The organism is Pseudoduganella sp. UC29_71, from assembly GCF_042693265.1.
In the GTDB taxonomy this organism is placed as follows: Bacteria; Pseudomonadota; Gammaproteobacteria; order Burkholderiales; family Burkholderiaceae_D; genus Rugamonas.
Genome location: NZ_CP170549.1, coordinates 1,456,404 through 1,473,483 on the forward strand (window position 1 = coordinate 1,456,404; position 17,080 = coordinate 1,473,483).

Annotated in this window: 10 protein-coding genes; 6 read left to right on the forward strand and 4 right to left on the reverse strand. The window is 65.6% G+C overall.

The window, feature by feature from the left end; all coding sequences use genetic code 11:
• Positions 1-4 precede the first annotated feature (4 nt).
• Positions 5-2,020 (reverse strand): response regulator, encoded by a 2,016-nt coding sequence (locus ACFJI2_RS06605; RefSeq protein ID WP_377704282.1) that lies wholly within the window; start codon positions 2,018-2,020, stop codon positions 5-7.
• Between the two features lie 258 nt (positions 2,021-2,278).
• Between ACFJI2_RS06605 and ACFJI2_RS06610 the strand changes: the two genes are divergently transcribed.
• The gene (locus ACFJI2_RS06610; RefSeq protein ID WP_377704283.1) at positions 2,279-4,369 is read left to right on the forward strand and encodes a beta-galactosidase; all 2,091 of its coding nucleotides are present in this window, start codon (positions 2,279-2,281) and stop codon (positions 4,367-4,369) included.
• 45 nt (positions 4,370-4,414) lie between these two features.
• On the opposite strand, the gene ACFJI2_RS06615 is transcribed toward ACFJI2_RS06610, so the two are convergent.
• Together ACFJI2_RS06615 and ACFJI2_RS06620 are read right to left on the reverse strand one after the other, a co-directional pair.
• Positions 4,415-4,855 (reverse strand): FKBP-type peptidyl-prolyl cis-trans isomerase, encoded by a 441-nt coding sequence (locus ACFJI2_RS06615; RefSeq protein ID WP_377704284.1) that lies wholly within the window; start codon positions 4,853-4,855, stop codon positions 4,415-4,417.
• Between the two features lie 84 nt (positions 4,856-4,939).
• Positions 4,940-5,710: a flagellar brake protein gene (locus ACFJI2_RS06620; protein ID WP_377704285.1), complete on the reverse strand. Its 771-nt coding sequence runs from the start codon at positions 5,708-5,710 to the stop codon at positions 4,940-4,942.
• Positions 5,711-6,002: 292 nt separating this feature from the next.
• On the opposite strand from ACFJI2_RS06620, the gene acnB reads away from it, so the two are divergent.
• On the forward strand, positions 6,003-8,594 hold the full coding sequence (acnB, locus tag ACFJI2_RS06625) for a bifunctional aconitate hydratase 2/2-methylisocitrate dehydratase (protein ID WP_377704286.1): 2,592 nt from the start codon (positions 6,003-6,005) through the stop codon (positions 8,592-8,594).
• A 133-nt stretch (positions 8,595-8,727) separates the two neighbouring features.
• Here acnB and ACFJI2_RS06630 read toward each other — a convergent pair whose 3' ends face one another.
• Positions 8,728-10,233, reverse strand: coding sequence for a CitMHS family transporter (locus ACFJI2_RS06630; protein WP_377704287.1), 1,506 nt, complete (start codon positions 10,231-10,233; stop codon positions 8,728-8,730).
• A 254-nt stretch (positions 10,234-10,487) separates the two neighbouring features.
• Between ACFJI2_RS06630 and ACFJI2_RS06635 the strand changes: the two genes are divergently transcribed.
• The 4 genes from ACFJI2_RS06635 to ACFJI2_RS06650 all read left to right on the forward strand — a co-directional run bounded on the left by ACFJI2_RS06635 (position 10,488) and on the right by ACFJI2_RS06650 (position 17,077).
• Complete coding sequence (locus ACFJI2_RS06635; protein ID WP_377704288.1) at positions 10,488-12,836, forward strand: family 43 glycosylhydrolase; 2,349 nt, start codon at positions 10,488-10,490, stop codon at positions 12,834-12,836.
• A gap of 13 nt (positions 12,837-12,849) precedes the next feature.
• Positions 12,850-13,422 carry a PEP-CTERM sorting domain-containing protein gene (locus ACFJI2_RS06640; RefSeq protein WP_377704289.1) on the forward strand — a complete coding sequence of 191 codons (573 nt, stop codon included), beginning with the start codon at positions 12,850-12,852 and terminating at the stop codon, positions 13,420-13,422.
• A gap of 136 nt (positions 13,423-13,558) precedes the next feature.
• A complete protein-coding gene (locus ACFJI2_RS06645) occupies positions 13,559-14,617 on the forward strand; it encodes a thioredoxin family protein (protein ID WP_377704290.1) in 1,059 nt (352 codons plus the stop codon).
• Positions 14,618-14,923: 306 nt separating this feature from the next.
• Entirely contained in the window at positions 14,924-17,077 is a 2,154-nt protein-coding gene (locus tag ACFJI2_RS06650) for a TonB-dependent receptor (RefSeq protein WP_377705804.1), read from the forward strand.
• Positions 17,078-17,080: the final 3 nt, after the last annotated feature.

Sequence of the window (17,080 nt, forward strand, 5' to 3'; positions counted from 1 at the left end):
TCGATCACGAACTGCGTCGCTGGGTTTCTTGAATATGTTGCGCCAATTGAGGCAGCAGTGCCTGTAGCTGCCCGACGATGGCGGTGGCGCTGGCCTGCTCGCTGCTTGCCTCGCCCGGCACAAGCTGCTCGAGCTGCTGGCACAAGTCGCCCATGCGGAACGCGCCGACAGTGCGCGCGGCGCCCTTGATGCGGTGGCCCAGCTGGCGCACGGTCTCCATGTCGCCGCGTGCCAGCGCGGCCTCCATGTCGCCGATGCCGTCCCGCGAACTGCTCAGGAACGCCAGCGCGAACTTGCCTACCTTGGCCTCGTCGTAGCCCAGCAGCATGGACAGCACCGACAGGTCGATCACATCCGTGTCGCCGCCGTGCGCGGCTGCGGGCGCCGGCGGGGGCGGGCGGGGCTCTGCCTGCGCCACGCGCTGGGGCAGCCACCTGGCGATGGTCTGGTGCAGCAGCGCCGGCTGCACCGGCTTTGAGATGAAATCGTTCATGCCGGCCTCGATGCAGCGCACCCTCGCCTCGGTGGTGGCGGTGGCCGTCATGGCCAGCACCGGGATATGGCTCAGTTGCGGCGCGGCGCGGATGCGGCGGGTTGCTTCCAGTCCGTCCATGACCGGCATCTGCAAGTCCATCAGTATGCAGTCGACACTGGTCTCGCGCAGCAGTTCCAGCGCGGCGGCGCCATTTCCGGCCACGCAAACGGCGGCGCCCACTTCTTCCAGCATCTCCTGCGCGATCTGCTGATTGAAGATATTGTCCTCGACCAGCAAAATGCGGGCCGTCTGCAGCGCCGCCATCACGGCGGGCGAGCGCGTGCCGGCCAGCAGCTCGCCGGCGGCGTCGCCGATCTGGCTGATCAGCGTGGGCAAGGTGCGCGACGAGATGCCAAGCCGGGCAGTGAACCAGAACGTGCTGCCGGCGCCGGGCTGGCTGGCGACACCCACGTCGCCGCCCATCAGCTGGGCCAGTTCCTTGCAGATTGCCAGGCCCAGGCCGGTGCCGCCGTATTCCCGGGTGGTCGATGTGTCGGCTTGCTGGAAGGAGACAAACAGCTTGGCCATCTCCGCTTCGGACAGGCCGATGCCCTGGTCGCTCACGTCGAAGCGCAGCAGGCAACTGCCCGCATCGCCGCCCACCATGCGCACGCGGAACGCGATCCTGCCTTGCTCGCTGAACTTGATGGCGTTGTTGGCGTAGTTGATGAGTACTTGCTTCAGCCGCAGCGGATCGCCAGTCAGCACGGGCGGCAGGGCGGGATCGAGGTCGAATACCAGCTCCAGGCCGCGCGAGGCCGCCTTCGGCGCCACCACCGCCGTCAGCGTCTGCACTACCTGGTCGAGCGAGAAGTCGATGTGCTGCAGTTCCATCTTGCCCGCTTCGATCTTCGAAATGTCGAGGATGTCGTCGATGATGCCCAGCACGTGTTCGCCGGCGTAGCGGATTTTCTCCAGATAGTCGCGCTGGCGCGGGTCCAGCTCGGTCTTCAGCGCCAGGTAGGCCATGCCGATGACGCAGTTGAGCGGCGTGCGGATTTCGTGGCTCATATTGGACAGGAACTGGCCTTTGGCCATGCTCGCCGCCTCGGCCAGCTGCTTGGCCTGCAGCAGTTCCTCGTTCTTGGCCTCAAGCTGCTGCTCGTAGTGCCGCTCCGAGGTCACGTCGTGATAAATGGAGACGAAGCCGCTGGCGGCGCCGTCCGCGCCGTAGATGGGTCGGCCGACGATGTTCAGCACCACGCCGTCGGCGCTGATGCGGGTGAAGTTGTGGGGCTGGAACGTCAGGCACAGCGCCACCCGGGCCGCCACCAGCTCATGGATGTCGCCGTCGCCATAGTCCCCGCGCGCCGCCAGAAAGCGGAAGACGTCGGCCATGGTGACGCCGGGGTGCATGAAATGCTCCGGCAAGCCCTGCAGCTGGCAAAAGGCGGGATTCCAGAACCGGATGGTCAGGTCGCTATCGACGATGGTCACCCCGGCCGGCATGTATTCCAGCGCGGTGGCCAGCCTGGGGAAATTCACTCGGATGAATTCTTCACTTTGAAAGGCTGATTGCATGAGTCGATCATCCCGCAGTGTGAAACAAGCGCGTCGCTCTGGGCCACGCTCGCTGGCTGGCGCATCAGGAGAACTCTAACTGATCTGGCGCCTGCTGTCAGGATGCGTGCTCACCGGATATTTTTTCCGCATTGATGAATTTCATAAAAGCGGTTGACATCCCATCACGGCAGAATGGCGGCTGTATCCGATATATTCAAAACGCCTGAGGGAGGAACGACGGTGAACGGACGGACAGCAAGACTTCAGGTGTCGGCGGCCGGCCTCGCCCGCGCCGCATGCGCGCTGGCCCTGGCGGCGCTGTGCGCGGGCAACGCGGTGGCGCAGGGCGCCGGGATTCCCGCCGGCTGGCCCGGCCCGGGCCAGTTGTTCGTCGGCACCTGCTACCAGCCGGTCGACCGCACGCGCGAGCAGATCAAGACCGACATCGCGCTGATGAAGCAGTCCGGCTTCAAGGTGGTGCGCATGGGCGACCTGTCGTGGGACTATTTCGAACCGGCCGACGGCCACTTCGCATTCGCCACTTTCGACTGGATCATGGATCAAATGCATGCCGCCGGCATCAAGGTCATCGTCGACATTCCCGGCCAGCCCGCGCCGCTGTGGCTGCACCGCCGCTATCCCGGCGTTGGCCTGGTCACCGCGCAAGGCACGCGCCTCGATCCGGCCGAGCGCTACATGGACAATCCCAGCGACCCGGACTACCAGCGCCTGCTGGCCCGCCTGGCCGACAGGCTGAGCAAACGCTACGCCAAGCATCCTGCGCTGCATGCGATCGGCTTCAACAACGAGATCGGCGACGGCTTTATGTCGTACTCGGAAGCGGACCGCAAGCGCTTCATCGGCTGGCTGCAAAAGAAGTACGGCACGATCGCGGCGCTGAACCAGGCCTGGGCCACGCAGCGCTGGTCGCGCAGGATCGGGCAGTGGGACGAAGTGCGCCTGCCGTATGCGGACGGTCCCGGCCCGTTCGAGCGCCAGCTCGACCTGCGCCGCTACTGGTCCGACGTCACCGTGGGCACCCTCAGGGACCTGGATGCGATCCGCCGGAAAAACACCCCGGACAAGCCGGCCATATCCAATCTGTGGGACAGCTCCAGGCGCAAGGGCTTCGACTACCAGTCCACCTACCGCGGCTACGCCAGTTACGGCGCCATGGGTTTCTACCCGTACAGCCCGGTCGCCTCCGGCTTCGATGCGCTGAGGATGAAGGCCGGCATGGCCGCGCCGATCTGGTTCAACGAGTTCACCGCCGGCGGTCCCGGCTATTACGGCACCAAGGGCCGTTCGCGCATGTGGGCGCACTTCGGTCTGCTGCTGGGAGCGCAGGCGGTGCTGGCCTGGACCTACAACAGCCACCTGGGCGGCGAGGAGCAGGCCCTGTTCGGCCTGCTCGACCATGATGACCGCCCGTCCTGGAAACTGGCCGAGTTTGCCACCATAGCCGCCGAATTCGACAAGCTGCAACAGCTCGGCTTCCCGCGCATGACGCAGCCGAAGGTGGCGTTGGCCTACTCCTTCGACAATATGCAAGCCACCAACCCGGGCGGGGCCGAGCAGACCAACTCCGTTCGCCCCTACCTGAACACACCGTACCTGACGCAGGCGCACAATGCCTTCGAGCCGCTGCTCAAGGACAACATCGACGTGGCCGTCATCGATGTCGCGCATGAAGCCCTGAGCCGCTACAGCCTGCTGGTGGTGCCGGGCATGTACCTGCTGGACAAGGCCAGCGCCGACGCGATCCGCGCCTTCGTGGCCGGCGGCGGCACGGCCATCATGACGGCCTGGTCCGACAAGGTCGACGAGCACAACCAGTGGCACGCCACGCCCTTGCCGGGCCGCCTGACCGACGTGTTCGGCCTGCGCACCAACGAGTTCTACAACGGCGGCAGCCTGCTCACCAAGCTCGGCGATGAGGAAATCAAGAGCACCATCGGCCACTACGAGGTGCTGGAACCGTCGAGCGCGCAGGTGCTGGCGCGCTTCTCGAATGTCGAGGGCACGCCGCCTTCGGTCACCGTCAACCGCTATGGCAAGGGCCGCGCGATCTATGTCGCCACGCCGGCGCAGCCCCAGCTCATGGGGTCGCTGTACCGCCAGCTGTACGCCAGCCTGGGCCTGACGCCGGGACCGAAGACGCCGGACGGCGTTTACGCGCGCGCCGTGGTGGGCAGGGTGCTGTACGTGAACACCACCGGCGGGGCCAAGGAGGTGGCCATCGATGGCGCGATGACGGGTGTGCTGTCGGGCAAGCAGTATTCGGGCACGCTGCGGCTGGAGCCGCTGGGCGTGGACCTGCTGGCCCGCTGACACCGGGTTGACAGGCCAGGCTGCCAGCCTGGCCCGCGCTTGGGCTTATCGCACGTCCAGCAGTTCCACGTCGAAGATCAGGGTGGCGTTGGGCGGAATCGGTCCGGCGCCGCCGTCGCCGTAGCCCATGGCGGCGGGCACGATCAGCGTGCGCTTGCCGCCCACCTTCATGCCTTGCACGCCTTCGTCCCAGCCTTTGATGACCTGCCCGGCGCCCAGATGGAACTCGAACGGCGCGCGGCCGGCCGAGGAATCGAACTTCTCGCCATGCTGCTGCGGCGCGTCCGGCACGTACAGCCAGCCGGTGTAGTTGACCACGGCCGTGCTGCCGGCCACGGCTTCCTTGCCGCTGCCGGTGACGGTGTCGATCTTCTGGAAGGCCACGGCAGGCGCTGCGGCCGCAGGCGGGGCTTTGGCGCGGTCGCAGGCGGCCAGCGTCAGCGTCAGGGACAGCGCCAGGACGCTGGTGGAGAGCAGTTTTTTCATGCTGTGCTTTCGTGATGGGTAGAAGCGGAAAATCGCAGCAGTCTACACCATCAGTACCGGCGGCGCGCGCCTGCGGCCAGTGAATCAGCGCCGCCGCTGCGGCGCGTTCAGCTTGTCGAGCAGGCTGGCGATTTCGCGCTCGGTCTCCCGCGACAGGTTCACGAACTTGCAGCCCACGTGCAGCTGTTCGCCCAGCAGGAATGAGCGGTAGGAACGCGTCAGCCGCACTTCCAGGTCGGCGACGATGACCGATTCCGTCCCCAGCTCCAGCCGCACGTCCACCAGCTTGCGGCCCTTGATCAGGCCCCTGGCGTCCTTCTTCGCGCAGCGCAGGCCCACGCCGCCCAGCGAGAAGTCGTACAGCGGCAGCTCGTAGGGCGCGCCGTTCACCACGAACGAGGCCATGAAGTTGCCCCCCAGCGGCGTTTCCACGCGCTCCGTGGCGCGCCGGTTCAGCACTTCGCACGTCTCGGGGAAGGTCATCGGGATCAGCGCCGGCGCGCCGGACTGGGAACGCCAGGCCGGATCGCTCAGGCGGAATTGCAGCTTGGCGCTGTGCAGCCACGCGACAAAGGTGACGCTGCCGGGCGCCAGGGTTTGCCCTGGGTTCAGCTCCATCACGAAGTGCGGCAGCTCGGGATCGACCGACAGTATCCGTCCCAGCACCGGCTGGCGGCTGCCGGCGGCGTACATCGAGATCGGGTCGCCGGTCTCGGCCAGCAAGGTCAGCGCGTCGCCGATCTCGTCGACGTCCGCCATCTCGTGCGTGGGGACCGTGGATGGGATCGGGCCGGTCGCATCCTGCAGCCGCGGCGGTCCCTTGCGGATACGGACTGTGGGTTCATTTAGTTGCATATCTTCTTATTGGTAAAGTTTTTTTTAATATAGATATTCAGTGAAGATAGTACTGCTAATTTTCGGTTTGGCATTGCTTTGGTGCAATAACAGGCCATTTAGTTCGCAAACTGTGGCAAAACTGCGCGATCGCCAACGCGCTGTACTGGACAAAGCCGGCGTGGCCGCTGCATCCGAGAACTTTATTCTGTCTTATGTCTTATAGAAGAGTTGTTGAGGTACAATAGCGTACTTGAAGGGCGGCCGCGCCTCCCGCGCCCCCTGCCATGAACCTTAACTGAGAGAGTTTCCCATGCTAGCTGCTTACCGCGACCACGTCGCTGAACGTGCTTCCCTCGGCATTCCCGCGCTGCCGCTGTCCGCTGCCCAGACCACCGAGCTGGTCGAGCTGCTGAAAAATCCGCCGGCCGGCGAAGAAGCCTTCCTGGTCGACCTGATCACCTACCGCGTGCCGGCTGGCGTGGACGATGCCGCCAAAGTGAAATGCGCCTTCCTGGCAGCCGTTGCCAAGGGCACGGAAACCAGCCCGCTGGTGTCGCGCGAACTGGCGACCCGCCTGCTGGGCACCATGCTGGGCGGCTTCAACATCAAGCCGATGATCGACCTGCTGGACGACGCCGTGGTGGGCCAGGTGGCGGCTGAAGGCCTGAAGAAGACCTTGCTGATGTTCGACTACTTCCACGACGTGAAAGAGCTGGCCGACAAGGGCAGCGCGCGCGCCAAGGAAGTGATCCAGTCGTGGGCCGACGCCGAGTGGTTCACCTCGCGTCCTGAAGTGCCGCCAAGCCTGACCCTGACCGTGTTCAAAGTCTCCGGCGAAACCAACACCGACGACCTGTCGCCGGCACCGGACGCCACCACCCGTCCCGACATCCCGCTGCACGCGCTGGCCATGCTGAAGAACCCGCGTCCGGGCATCAACCCGGAAGAGCCGGGCAAGATCGGCCCGCTGAAGCAGATCGAAGCGCTGAAAGCCAAGGGCAACCTGGTCGCCTACGTGGGCGACGTGGTGGGCACCGGCTCGTCCCGCAAGTCCGCCACCAACTCGGTGCTGTGGTTCACCGGCGAAGACATTCCATTCATCCCGAACAAGCGTTTCGGCGGCGTGTGCCTGGGCGCCAAGATCGCCCCGATCTTCTACAACACCATGGAAGACGCCGGCGCGCTGCCGATCGAGCTGGACGTATCGCAGATGGAAATGGGCGACGTGATCGAGCTGCGTCCCTATGACGGCAAGGCGCTGAAGAACGGCGAAGTGATCGCCGAGTTCACCGTCAAGTCCGACGTGCTGTTCGACGAAGTGCGCGCCGGCGGCCGCATTCCGCTGATCATCGGCCGCGGCCTGACGTCCAAGGCGCGCGAAGCGCTGGGCCTGGCCCCGTCGACCCTGTTCCGCCTGCCGCAGAACCCGGCCGACACCGGCCGCGGCTACTCGCTGGCGCAGAAGATGGTTGGCCGCGCCTGCGGCATGCCGGAAGGCCAGGGCATCCGTCCGGGCACCTACTGCGAACCGAAGATGACCACCGTCGGCTCCCAGGACACCACCGGCCCGATGACCCGCGACGAGCTGAAAGACCTGGCTTGCCTGGGCTTCTCGGCCGACCTGGTGATGCAGTCCTTCTGCCACACCGCCGCCTACCCGAAAGTGGTGGACGTCAAGACCCACCGCGAACTGCCGGCCTTCATCGAGAACCGTGGCGGCGTGGCCCTGCGTCCGGGCGACGGCGTGATCCACTCATGGCTGAACCGCCTGCTGCTGCCGGACACCGTCGGCACCGGCGGCGACTCGCACACCCGCTTCCCGATCGGCATCTCCTTCCCTGCCGGTTCCGGCCTGGTGGCCTTCGCCGCCGCCACCGGCGTGATGCCGCTGGACATGCCTGAATCCGTGCTGGTGCGCTTCAAGGGCGAAATGCAGCCTGGCGTAACCCTGCGCGACCTGGTCAACGCCATTCCGCTGTACGCCATCCAGCAAGGCCTGCTGACCGTGGACAAGAAGGGCAAGAAGAACATCTTCTCCGGCCGCATCCTGGAAATCGAAGGCCTGCCGAAGCTGAAGGTTGAACAGGCGTTCGAGCTGTCCGACGCGTCGGCCGAGCGCTCCGCCGCCGGCTGCACCGTGCACCTGGATAAAGAGCCTATCATCGAGTACATGAACTCGAACATCACGCTGATGAAGTGGATGATCGCCAACGGCTACCTGGACAAGCGCACGCTGGAACGCCGCATCAAGGCCATGGAAGCCTGGCTGGCTAACCCGCAGCTGCTGGCGCCGGACGCGGACGCGGAATACGCCGCCGTCATCGAAATCGACTTGGCCGACATCCACGAGCCTATCGTGGCCTGCCCGAACGACCCGGACGACGTGAAGACCCTGGCCGAAGTGGCCGGCGACAAGATCGACGACGTGTTCGTCGGTTCCTGCATGACCAACATCGGCCACTTCCGCGCCGCGTCGAAGGTCCTGGAAGGCAAGTCCGACATTCCAGTGCGCCTGTGGATCGCGCCGCCGACCAAGATGGACGCACAGGTGCTGACCTCGGAAGGCCACTACGGCACCTTGGGCCGCACCGGCGCGCGCATGGAAATGCCGGGCTGCTCGCTGTGCATGGGCAACCAGGCGCAGATCCGCAAGGGCGCCACCGTGATGTCGACCTCGACCCGCAACTTCCCGAACCGCCTGGGCATCGACACCAATGTGTACCTGGGTTCGGCCGAACTGGCCGCGGTATGCTCGGCGCTGGGCCGCATCCCGACCAAGGCGGAATACATGTCGCACATCGGCGTGATCGCCGAGAACGCGGATGACATCTATCGCTACATGAACTTCGACAAGATCGAAGAATTCCGCAGCGTGGCCGATTCCGTCAAGGTCCCGGCCTGACGCAAGCGGACGGCCGCAAGGCCGTCCACGTAGTCCAAGCAAGCAGTCCAAATAGAAACAGCCCGCCAAGTGCGGGCTGTTTGTCATTGTCGCGCGCCGATGCGGCGGCGATAGAGGAGGGGAGGCTAAGGCCTCAGGCGATGCCGCCCGCCAGCGGGATCACGCCGAACACGATGGCAGCGGCCAGCAGCACCAGCGCCGCCGAAATGGACCACAGCAGCGTATAGCGCTGGTGATCGCCGAACTCGACTTCCGACATGCCCACCAGCAGATAGGTGGACGCCACCAGGGGGCTGAGCAGGTGCACCGGCTGGCCGATGATGGCCGCGCGGCCGATCTCGGCGGCGCTGATGCCGTACACCGCCGCCGCCTTGGCCAGGATGGGCACCACGCCGAAATAGAAGGCGTCGTTGGAGATGAAGAAGGTGAACGGTATGCTGAGGATGCCGGTCACCACGGCCAGGTAGGGCCCCATCCACTGCGGAATCGCCGCGATCACGCTGACGGCGATGGCGTCCACCATCTTGGTGCCCTGCAGGATGCCGACGAAGATGCCGGCCGCGAAAATCAGCGACACCACCGGCAGCACATTGGCCGCGTGCGCGGTGAGGCGCTCCTTCTGGTCTTCCAGCTTGGGGTAATTGATCATGATGGCGATGGCGAAGGCCACCATGAACAGCACCGGCAGCGGCAGCGCGCCCAGGATCAGCAGCGCCATCAGGACGGCGGTAAGCAGGAAGTTCACCCACAGCAGCTTGGGCCGCGCCGTGCCCGGATCGGCCAGGGGCAGGTCCAGCGCCGGCGCGCTTGCTGCTGCGCCATGCTTGGGGAAGGGATGGCCCGCCAGACCGGCCTGGTCGGCGTCCGCCGTGGCGCGCACGCCCATCGCCAGCGCGGGTTGCGGCGCTGCTGCTGCTGAGTTCACAACGTTGACAACGTTGGCTGCGCCGGCAAGCACCGGCTGCAGGCCGGGGAAATTCACGCCCGGCGCGGCAGGCACCGATGGTTCGGTGCGCAGCGCGATGAAGCCGAGGCGCTTGCGCTCCTTCCGGCCCAGCACGCAGGCCACGAACAGCACCCAGCATACGCCGGCCACCATGGCCGGTATCATCGGCACGAAAATCTCGCTCACGTCCACGCCCAGCGCGCTGGCGGCGCGCGCGGTCGGGCCGCCCCAGGGCAGGATGTTGAACACGCCGCCGGCCAGCATGATCACGCACGCCAGCACCAGGCGGCTGATGCCGAGCCGCTTGTACAGCGGCAGCATGGCCGACACGGTGATCATATAGGTCGTGGCGCCGTCGCCGTCCAGCGACACAATCATCGCCAGCACGGCGGTGCCGACCACGATCTTCATCGGGTCGCCGTCCACCAGCTTCAGGATGCGCCGGATCACCGGGTCGAACAGGCCGGCGTCTATCATCACGCCGAAGTACAGGATGGCGAACATCAGCATGACGCCGGTGGGCGCCAGTTGCTTGATGCCTGCCAGCATCATCGGGCCGAGCTGCGCGCCGAAGCCGCCGATCAGGCCGAACGCGATGGGCACCACGATCAGCGCCACCAGCGCCGGCAGGCGCTTGGTCATGATGAGGAACATGAATACTACGACCATTGAATATGCCAACACGGTCAACATGGCTGTCTCCTACTGTAAGTGCTGCCGGCGGCAGCTTATATGGCGCTCCAGCGCCGGATGGCTGCCACTATGCCTCAGCGAGTCTTTCATTTGCCTTTCGTGCGCGGAGCGAACGGGCCGGCGTATGCAGCGCGGCTGATATCCGTTTGGATATCGAGGTGGCGGAAAACGTCATTGGACGTCGAATTTCGCGTGCGATATCGTGCTTTCGGCCGAACACGGCTCAAAAAAACGATAACAGACCGGAGACCTTGATGAGCAAGACCATCCCGCTATGGGGCGCGTGCGCCCTGTTGGCTTCTACCCTGCTGTCCGCCAACGCAACGCATGCCAATGCGCAGGCAGCCTACACACCCGTGACGTTCCAGAACGTCTCCGTGCACGACCCCTCGGTGATCAAGTCGGGCGGCACCTACTATGTATTCGGTTCCCACCTGGCCTCGGCCAAGTCGACGGACCTGATGCGCTGGCAGCAGATCACGGATTCCGTCAGCGCCACCAACAAGCTGTTCCTGAACGGCGCCAGCAATGTGTACACCGAGCTGGCCGAAACATTCAGCTGGGCGCAGACTTCCACGCTGTGGGCGCCGGACGTGATCCGCCTCGCAGACGGCAAGTACTACATGTACTACAACGCTTGCAAGGGCGACTCGCCGCGCTCGGCCCTGGGCATCGCCGTGGCGGACAATATCGAAGGCCCGTACGTGAACAAGGGCGTGATCCTGAAGTCCGGCATGTGGGGCCAGGCCAGCTACGACGGCACCGTGTACGACGCGCTCAAGCATCCCAACACCGTCGACCCGAATGTGTTCTTCGATAACGGCGGCCGGCTGTGGATGGTCTACGGCTCCTACTCCGGCGGCATCTTCATCATGCAGATGAATCCTGCCAACGGCATGCCGCTGCCGGGGCAGGGCTACGGCAAGCGCCTTGTCGGCGGCAACCACGCCCGCATCGAAGGCGCGTACGTGATGTACAGCCCCGCCACGCAGTACTACTACCTGTTCACCTCCTTCGGCGGGCTGGACGCCTCCGGCGGCTACAACATGCGGGTGGCGCGCGCCACCTCGCCGGACGGCCCCTATGTGGACGCGCAGGGCGTGAGCATGGCCAACGTGAAGGCGGACCCCGCCAAGCCGCTGTTCGACGACGCATCGATCGCGCCCTACGGCGTGAAAATCATGGGCAACTTCCTGTTCGAGCGCAGGCTGGGCGAGGCCGGCACGGGCATCGGCACCGGCTACGTGTCGGCCGGCCACAACTCGGCCTATTACGACGCGGCCACCGGCAAGCACTTCCTGATTTTCCACAGCCGCTTCCCGGAGCGCGGCGAACAGCACGAGGTGCGCGTGCACCAGATGTTCATGAACGCCGACGGCTGGCCGGTGGTGGCGCCGTACCGCAACACCAATGAAACCCTGGTGGCCGTGCGGCGCGAGTTCGTCCTCGGCGACTATATGTTCGTCAACCACGCCAAGGACATTTCGGCCAACATCAAGAAGTCCCGGCTGATTACCCTCAACACCAACGGCACCATCAGCGGCGCCGCTTCCGGCACCTGGAAGCTGGTGGAGACCAACCGCATCGAGGTCAGCCTGCCCGGTTTCTCGCCGTTCAAGGGCGTGTTCCTCAGCCAGTGGGACGAAACCTCGAAGAACTACGTGATGACGTTCTCCGCCACTTCGCGCGAAGGCGTCTCCATCATGGGCAGCCGCCTGGTGCCGCGCACCGACGCGCAGGTGGTGACGGCCATCTACAACGAACTCAGTCTGGGCAACACCAGTGCCGTCACCGGCAACCTGGCGCTGCCGACGGTGGGCGCGCGCGACGCGGTCATCAGCTGGTCATCGTCCAATCCCTCGGTGTTGAGCAATACCGGCGTGGTCACCAGCCCGGCCGGCGACGTTACCCTCACGCTGACGGCCACCATCACCAAGGGCACGGCGCGCATGGTCAAGAGCTTCACCGTCACCGTCCGCAAGATCGGCGGCATGCTGGCCCATTACACGTTCGACGGCAGCCTGGCCGATGCCACCGGCGCCTTCGGCGCGGGCAGCGTCATCGGCGGCAAGATCGACGTGCCCGGCGGCAGCCTGGCCTACGAGGCGGGCATGAAGGGCAGCGCCGCCGTGTTTAACGGCGCCACCGGCGTGCGCTTGCCGAACGGCCTGATCTCGACCAACAACTACACGGTGGCCATGTGGCTCAAGCCGGCGCAGCTGACGGCTTTCACCACCACCTTCTTCGGCGCCCGCAACGGCGATGCGTGGATCAGCTTCCTGCCGAAAGGGCATGACGGCGTGGGCGGCGCAAGCATGCTCTGGTCCGGCACGGCCTGGTACGACGCGGGCCTGGGCATGACCATCCCGGCGGGGCAGTGGTCGCACGTGGCGCTCGCCGTCAACAACGGCGCCGTCGGCGTCTACGTCAACGGCGTGAAGCGCTACAGCGGCGTGAATTTCCCCAATGTGTTCACCACCACCAGCGGCGTGTTTGCGCTCGGCGTGAACTGGTGGGACACGCCCTACAAAGGCTCGATGGACGATTTGCGCATCTACGGCACGGCCTTGAGCGACGCCGAAATTTCCAGTCTCGCACACTGAAGAAGGACGAGAAATGACGACGATGCTGAAAAAAATGCTGCTGTCCGTGTTGCTGGGCGCCTGCTGCGCCGCGTCGCACGCCGGCGTGATCAACTTCGACGAGCTGTCCGGCGACTTCACAGAAGCCATCGCCAGCGGCTACCAAGGGCTGGTCTGGGACAATATGGGCGCCATCCGTTCGGATGCCTTCCCGGGCAGCGGCTACGAGGCGGGCACGGTGTCGCAGGCCAATGCCGCCTACAACCGCGACGGCGGCACGGTGGCGATCTCGAAGGCGGGGGCGGGCGCCTTCGACTTCGTGGGCGCCTACTTCACTTCCGCCTGGCTGGAGCAGGAACTCGCGTTCGAGGGCTACCTGAACGGCGAGCTGCTGCATTCCACGGCGCAGCCCTTCGTGATCGACACCGTCACGCCCTTGTGGGTGCAGCTGGACTGGTCCGGCATCGACACGCTGGTGATCTACAACAGCAGCGGCACCCAGTGGGCCATGGACGACATGGTGGTTCCCGAGCCGCCGTCGCTGGCGCTGTTCGGCGCGGCCGCCATGGGCCTGATGCTGGCGCGCCGCCGCCGCCGGCGTCACTGAGGCGGCCCCGGGGCGAAATGTATCCCAGTGTGTCCGGCCCGAGCCGGGATACACTGGGAACGCTTCCCGACATCTGCCCGACACAGGGAAACGGTGTAATCCATACATCAACAACTTCCCTGGACGAGGCACGCAGATGACACGTATTTCCCTGACCCTGGCAAGCATCCTGGTGGCGGGCGCCGCCGCAGCAGCACCGGCGGCGCCCGCCGCACCATACCGCAGCCCCTTGCCCGTGGAGGGCACGGCACCCGGCTTCGACGGCGCCGTCACCTGGCTCAATTCGGCGCCGCTGACGGTAAGGCAGCTGCGCGGCAAAGTGGTGCTGGTGGACTTCTGGACCTATTCCTGCATCAACTGCATCCGCACCGTGCCCTACGTGCGCGCCTGGGCCGGCAAGTACAAGGACCAGGGCCTGGCCGTGGTGGGCGTGCACACCCCCGAGTTCAAGTTCGAGCAGGACCTGACCAATGTGAATGCCGCCGTCGGCCGCTTCCAGATCGACTTCCCCATCGCCGTGGACAGCAACCAGAGCATCTGGCAAGCCTGGGGCAACCGCTACTGGCCGGCCTACTACCTGGTGGACGCCAACGGCAAGATCCGCTACAAGCAATTCGGCGAAGGCAATTACGACAAGATGGAACGCGCCATCCAGTCGCTGCTGGCCGAGGCCAGCGGCAAGCCGGTGGACAGCGGCCTGGTGAATCCGCCCACGCCGGCCGAGCAGATGCAGCCGGACCTGGAGCGCCTCGGTTCCGGCGAAGCCTACATCGGCTACCGCCAGGCCGCCAATTTCCGTTCGCCGGAGCGGGTGCGCGAGGACCGTCCGCAGCAGTACTCGGTGGGCGCGCTGCAGCTGAATGAGTGGGGCCTTTCCGGGCAGTGGACCGTCGGCGCCGAGAGCGCGATGGCGGTGCAGCCCGATGCCGCCGTGGCGCACCGCTTCAGCGCGCGCGACCTGCACCTGGTGCTGGGACCGGGCAAGGCCGGCGCCAGCGTGCGCATCAAGGTCACGCTAGACGGCCAGCCGCCGGGCGCGGACCACGGCGCCGATATCGACGCGGAAGGCAACGGCGTCATCACCGCCACGCGCCTGTACCAGCTGGTGCGCCAGACCGGCAAGGTGCGCCAGCGCCGCTTTGAAATCCGCTTCCTGGACAAGGGCGCCGAAGCCTACGCGTTTACCTTCGGCTGATCCGTTTTTCGGGTGGAGCGGGGGAGGACCGGCGGTCCGCCCCCAGCCGTGTGGCCCGCAAGCAGTCAACAAGTTGATTGTTCCAGCACGGCGACACTCATGTTTCTGAACTAATATATTAGTGTTCTAAAACAATGAATGCCGCCTCGCGGATCAGCCAACAACGGAGACCACCCATGATTTTTCCCCTTCACCGCTACCGTCCTGCCATGACAGCCATCGCCCACGCGGCCGCGCTGATGGCCATGGGGGGCGCCGGCGCTGGCCCAGGAGAGCGCCGCCAAGCCCGAGGAAGGCTTGCAGAGCGTGGTAGTGACCGCGCAAAAGCGCCCGCAGTCCATGCAGAACGTGCCGGTGGCCGTCAGCACCATCGATGCGCGCGCCATCGAGAACCAGCAGCTGGTGGACTTCAGCGACCTGACCCGCGTGTCGCCGGCGCTCACCATCAACCAGAATCCGAATAACAACAACATCTCCCTGCGCGGCATCGGCACCTTCGCCTACAGCATCGGCATTGAATCGGCGGTCTCGGTGATCGTGGACGACGTGCCCGTGCTGCAGCAGCTGCAAGCGTTCTCCAACCTGAGCGACATCGCCCGCGTGGAAGTGCTGCGCGGGCCGCAGGGCACGCTGTTCGGCAAGAACTCGTCGGCCGGCGTCATCAACATCGTCACCAAGGAATCGGCCGAGGAGCGCGAAGGGCACGTGCAGTTCACGCTCACCAGCGACCGCGAACGCCGCGTCGAAACCGGCCTGTCCGGCCCGCTGAGCGACAAGGCGGGCTTCCGCCTGAACGCCTACGCCGGCCAGCGCGACGGCGAAATCAAGAACCTGGCCACGGGCGCGGACCTGAACGGCGACACCAGCAAGGGTGTGCGCCTGCGCCTCGATTTCAAGCCGTCCGCCGCCCTGCAGGGCAAGCTGATTGCCGACTACAGCAAGCGCCATACGGAAGGCCCCGTCACCACCTTGCGCGTGGTGCCCGCCGGCGCCAGGCAGCAGAACGTGGCGCCGCTGGAGCCGGCCCTGTCCGGCATTACGCCCGGCGCGGAAAACCGCAACGTGCGCATGGACGACCCCGGCTACGCCGACAGCGAAAACAGTAGCCTGAGCGGCACCCTGAACTGGAAGCTGGACCGCCACACGCTCACTTCCGTGAGCACCTACCAGAACTGGAACTACGACCTGCTGACCGACTACGACGGCAGCACCGTGGACCTGGTGGGCGCGCTCTCCAACGGCGCGCGCCACGGCGGCGTCACGCAGGGCGGCCCGTACAGCTCGCACATGTTCACCCAGGAGCTGCGCCTGGCCTCCAACGGCGAGGGCGTGTTCAACTACCTCGGCGGCCTGTACTACGCGGACGCCACCAATGCGCGCGCCTTCACGCGCGGGCCGCAGCTGTCCGTGTCCAGCTTCGATTCCCGCGCCGGCAACAAGACTATCGCCGCCTTCACCCAGATGGATTACCAGCTCGCGCCCGCCACCCGCGTGAACGCCGGCTTGCGCTTCAACCGCGAAACCATCGATGTCTACTACGTCAACCGCGTGCCGGCCACGCCGCTCACGTATACCGGCAAGAGCAGCGACAACGCCGTGACGGGCAAGCTGGCGCTGCAGCATGACCTGGACAAGGCGGTGATGGTGTTCGGCTCCTTCGCCACCGGCTACAAGGGCGCGGGCTACGACATTTCCTCCGGCTTCGACGCGTCGCGCGTGCGCCTGCCGGTTGCGCCGGAGACGTCCAAATCGTATGAGCTGGGCCTGAAGAGCCGCTTCCTGCAAAACCGCCTGCAAGTGAACGCCACCGCCTTCCACGCCGACTACGAGGACTTCCAGGCCCAGTCCAGCCGCCTCGATCCGGTGACCAACCTGACCCAGAACGCGCTCACCAACGTCGGCGAGCTGCGCACGCGCGGCGTGGAGCTGGAAGTGGCGGCCAAGCCGGTCAACACGCTGCTGCTGGAAGGTTCGGTGGCTTACGTGGACGCGGTGATCAAGAAGTACCCGCGCGCCAACTGCTATCCGGGCCAGACCGTGGCCGAGGGCTGCGTGCGCATCGGCACCGCGTCCGTGCAGGACCTGGCGGGCAAGCGGCTGGCCAACTCGCCGCGCCTGAAGCTGAACCTGGGCGCCACCTACAATTTCCCGCTGGGCGAGGGCGGCTACAGCGGTATCGCCAACCTCAATTACCAGCACCAGTCGGCGGTGAATTTCGACCTGGGCAACAATCCGCTGCTGGTGCAGAAGGCGTACGGCATCGTCAACGGCAGCATCGCGCTCAACTCGCCGTCGCAGGCGGTGAAGGTGACGCTGTACGTGAACAACCTGTTCGACAAGAGCTACGCCGCCTTCATCGGCGATAATTTCAACTTCTACAGCGGCGCGCACGTGCTGACGCAGGCACTGCCGCGCAATTCCGAGCGCTACTTCGGCCTGCGCGTAAAGTACGAGTTCTGACAA

Excerpts from the sequence above, each read along its gene's own strand:
- ACFJI2_RS06615 (WP_377704284.1), bottom strand. The coding sequence starts at position 4,855 with ATGAAAAAACTGCTCTCCACCAGCGTCCTGGCGCTGTCCCTGACGCTG.
- ACFJI2_RS06620 (WP_377704285.1), bottom strand. The coding sequence starts at position 5,710 with ATGCAACTAAATGAACCCACAGTCCGTATCCGCAAGGGACCGCCGCGG.
- acnB (WP_377704286.1), top strand. The coding sequence starts at position 6,003 with ATGCTAGCTGCTTACCGCGACCACGTCGCTGAACGTGCTTCCCTCGGC.
- ACFJI2_RS06630 (WP_377704287.1), bottom strand. The coding sequence starts at position 10,233 with ATGTTGACCGTGTTGGCATATTCAATGGTCGTAGTATTCATGTTCCTC.
- ACFJI2_RS06635 (WP_377704288.1), top strand. The coding sequence starts at position 10,488 with ATGAGCAAGACCATCCCGCTATGGGGCGCGTGCGCCCTGTTGGCTTCT.
- ACFJI2_RS06640 (WP_377704289.1), top strand. The coding sequence starts at position 12,850 with ATGACGACGATGCTGAAAAAAATGCTGCTGTCCGTGTTGCTGGGCGCC.
- ACFJI2_RS06645 (WP_377704290.1), top strand. The coding sequence starts at position 13,559 with ATGACACGTATTTCCCTGACCCTGGCAAGCATCCTGGTGGCGGGCGCC.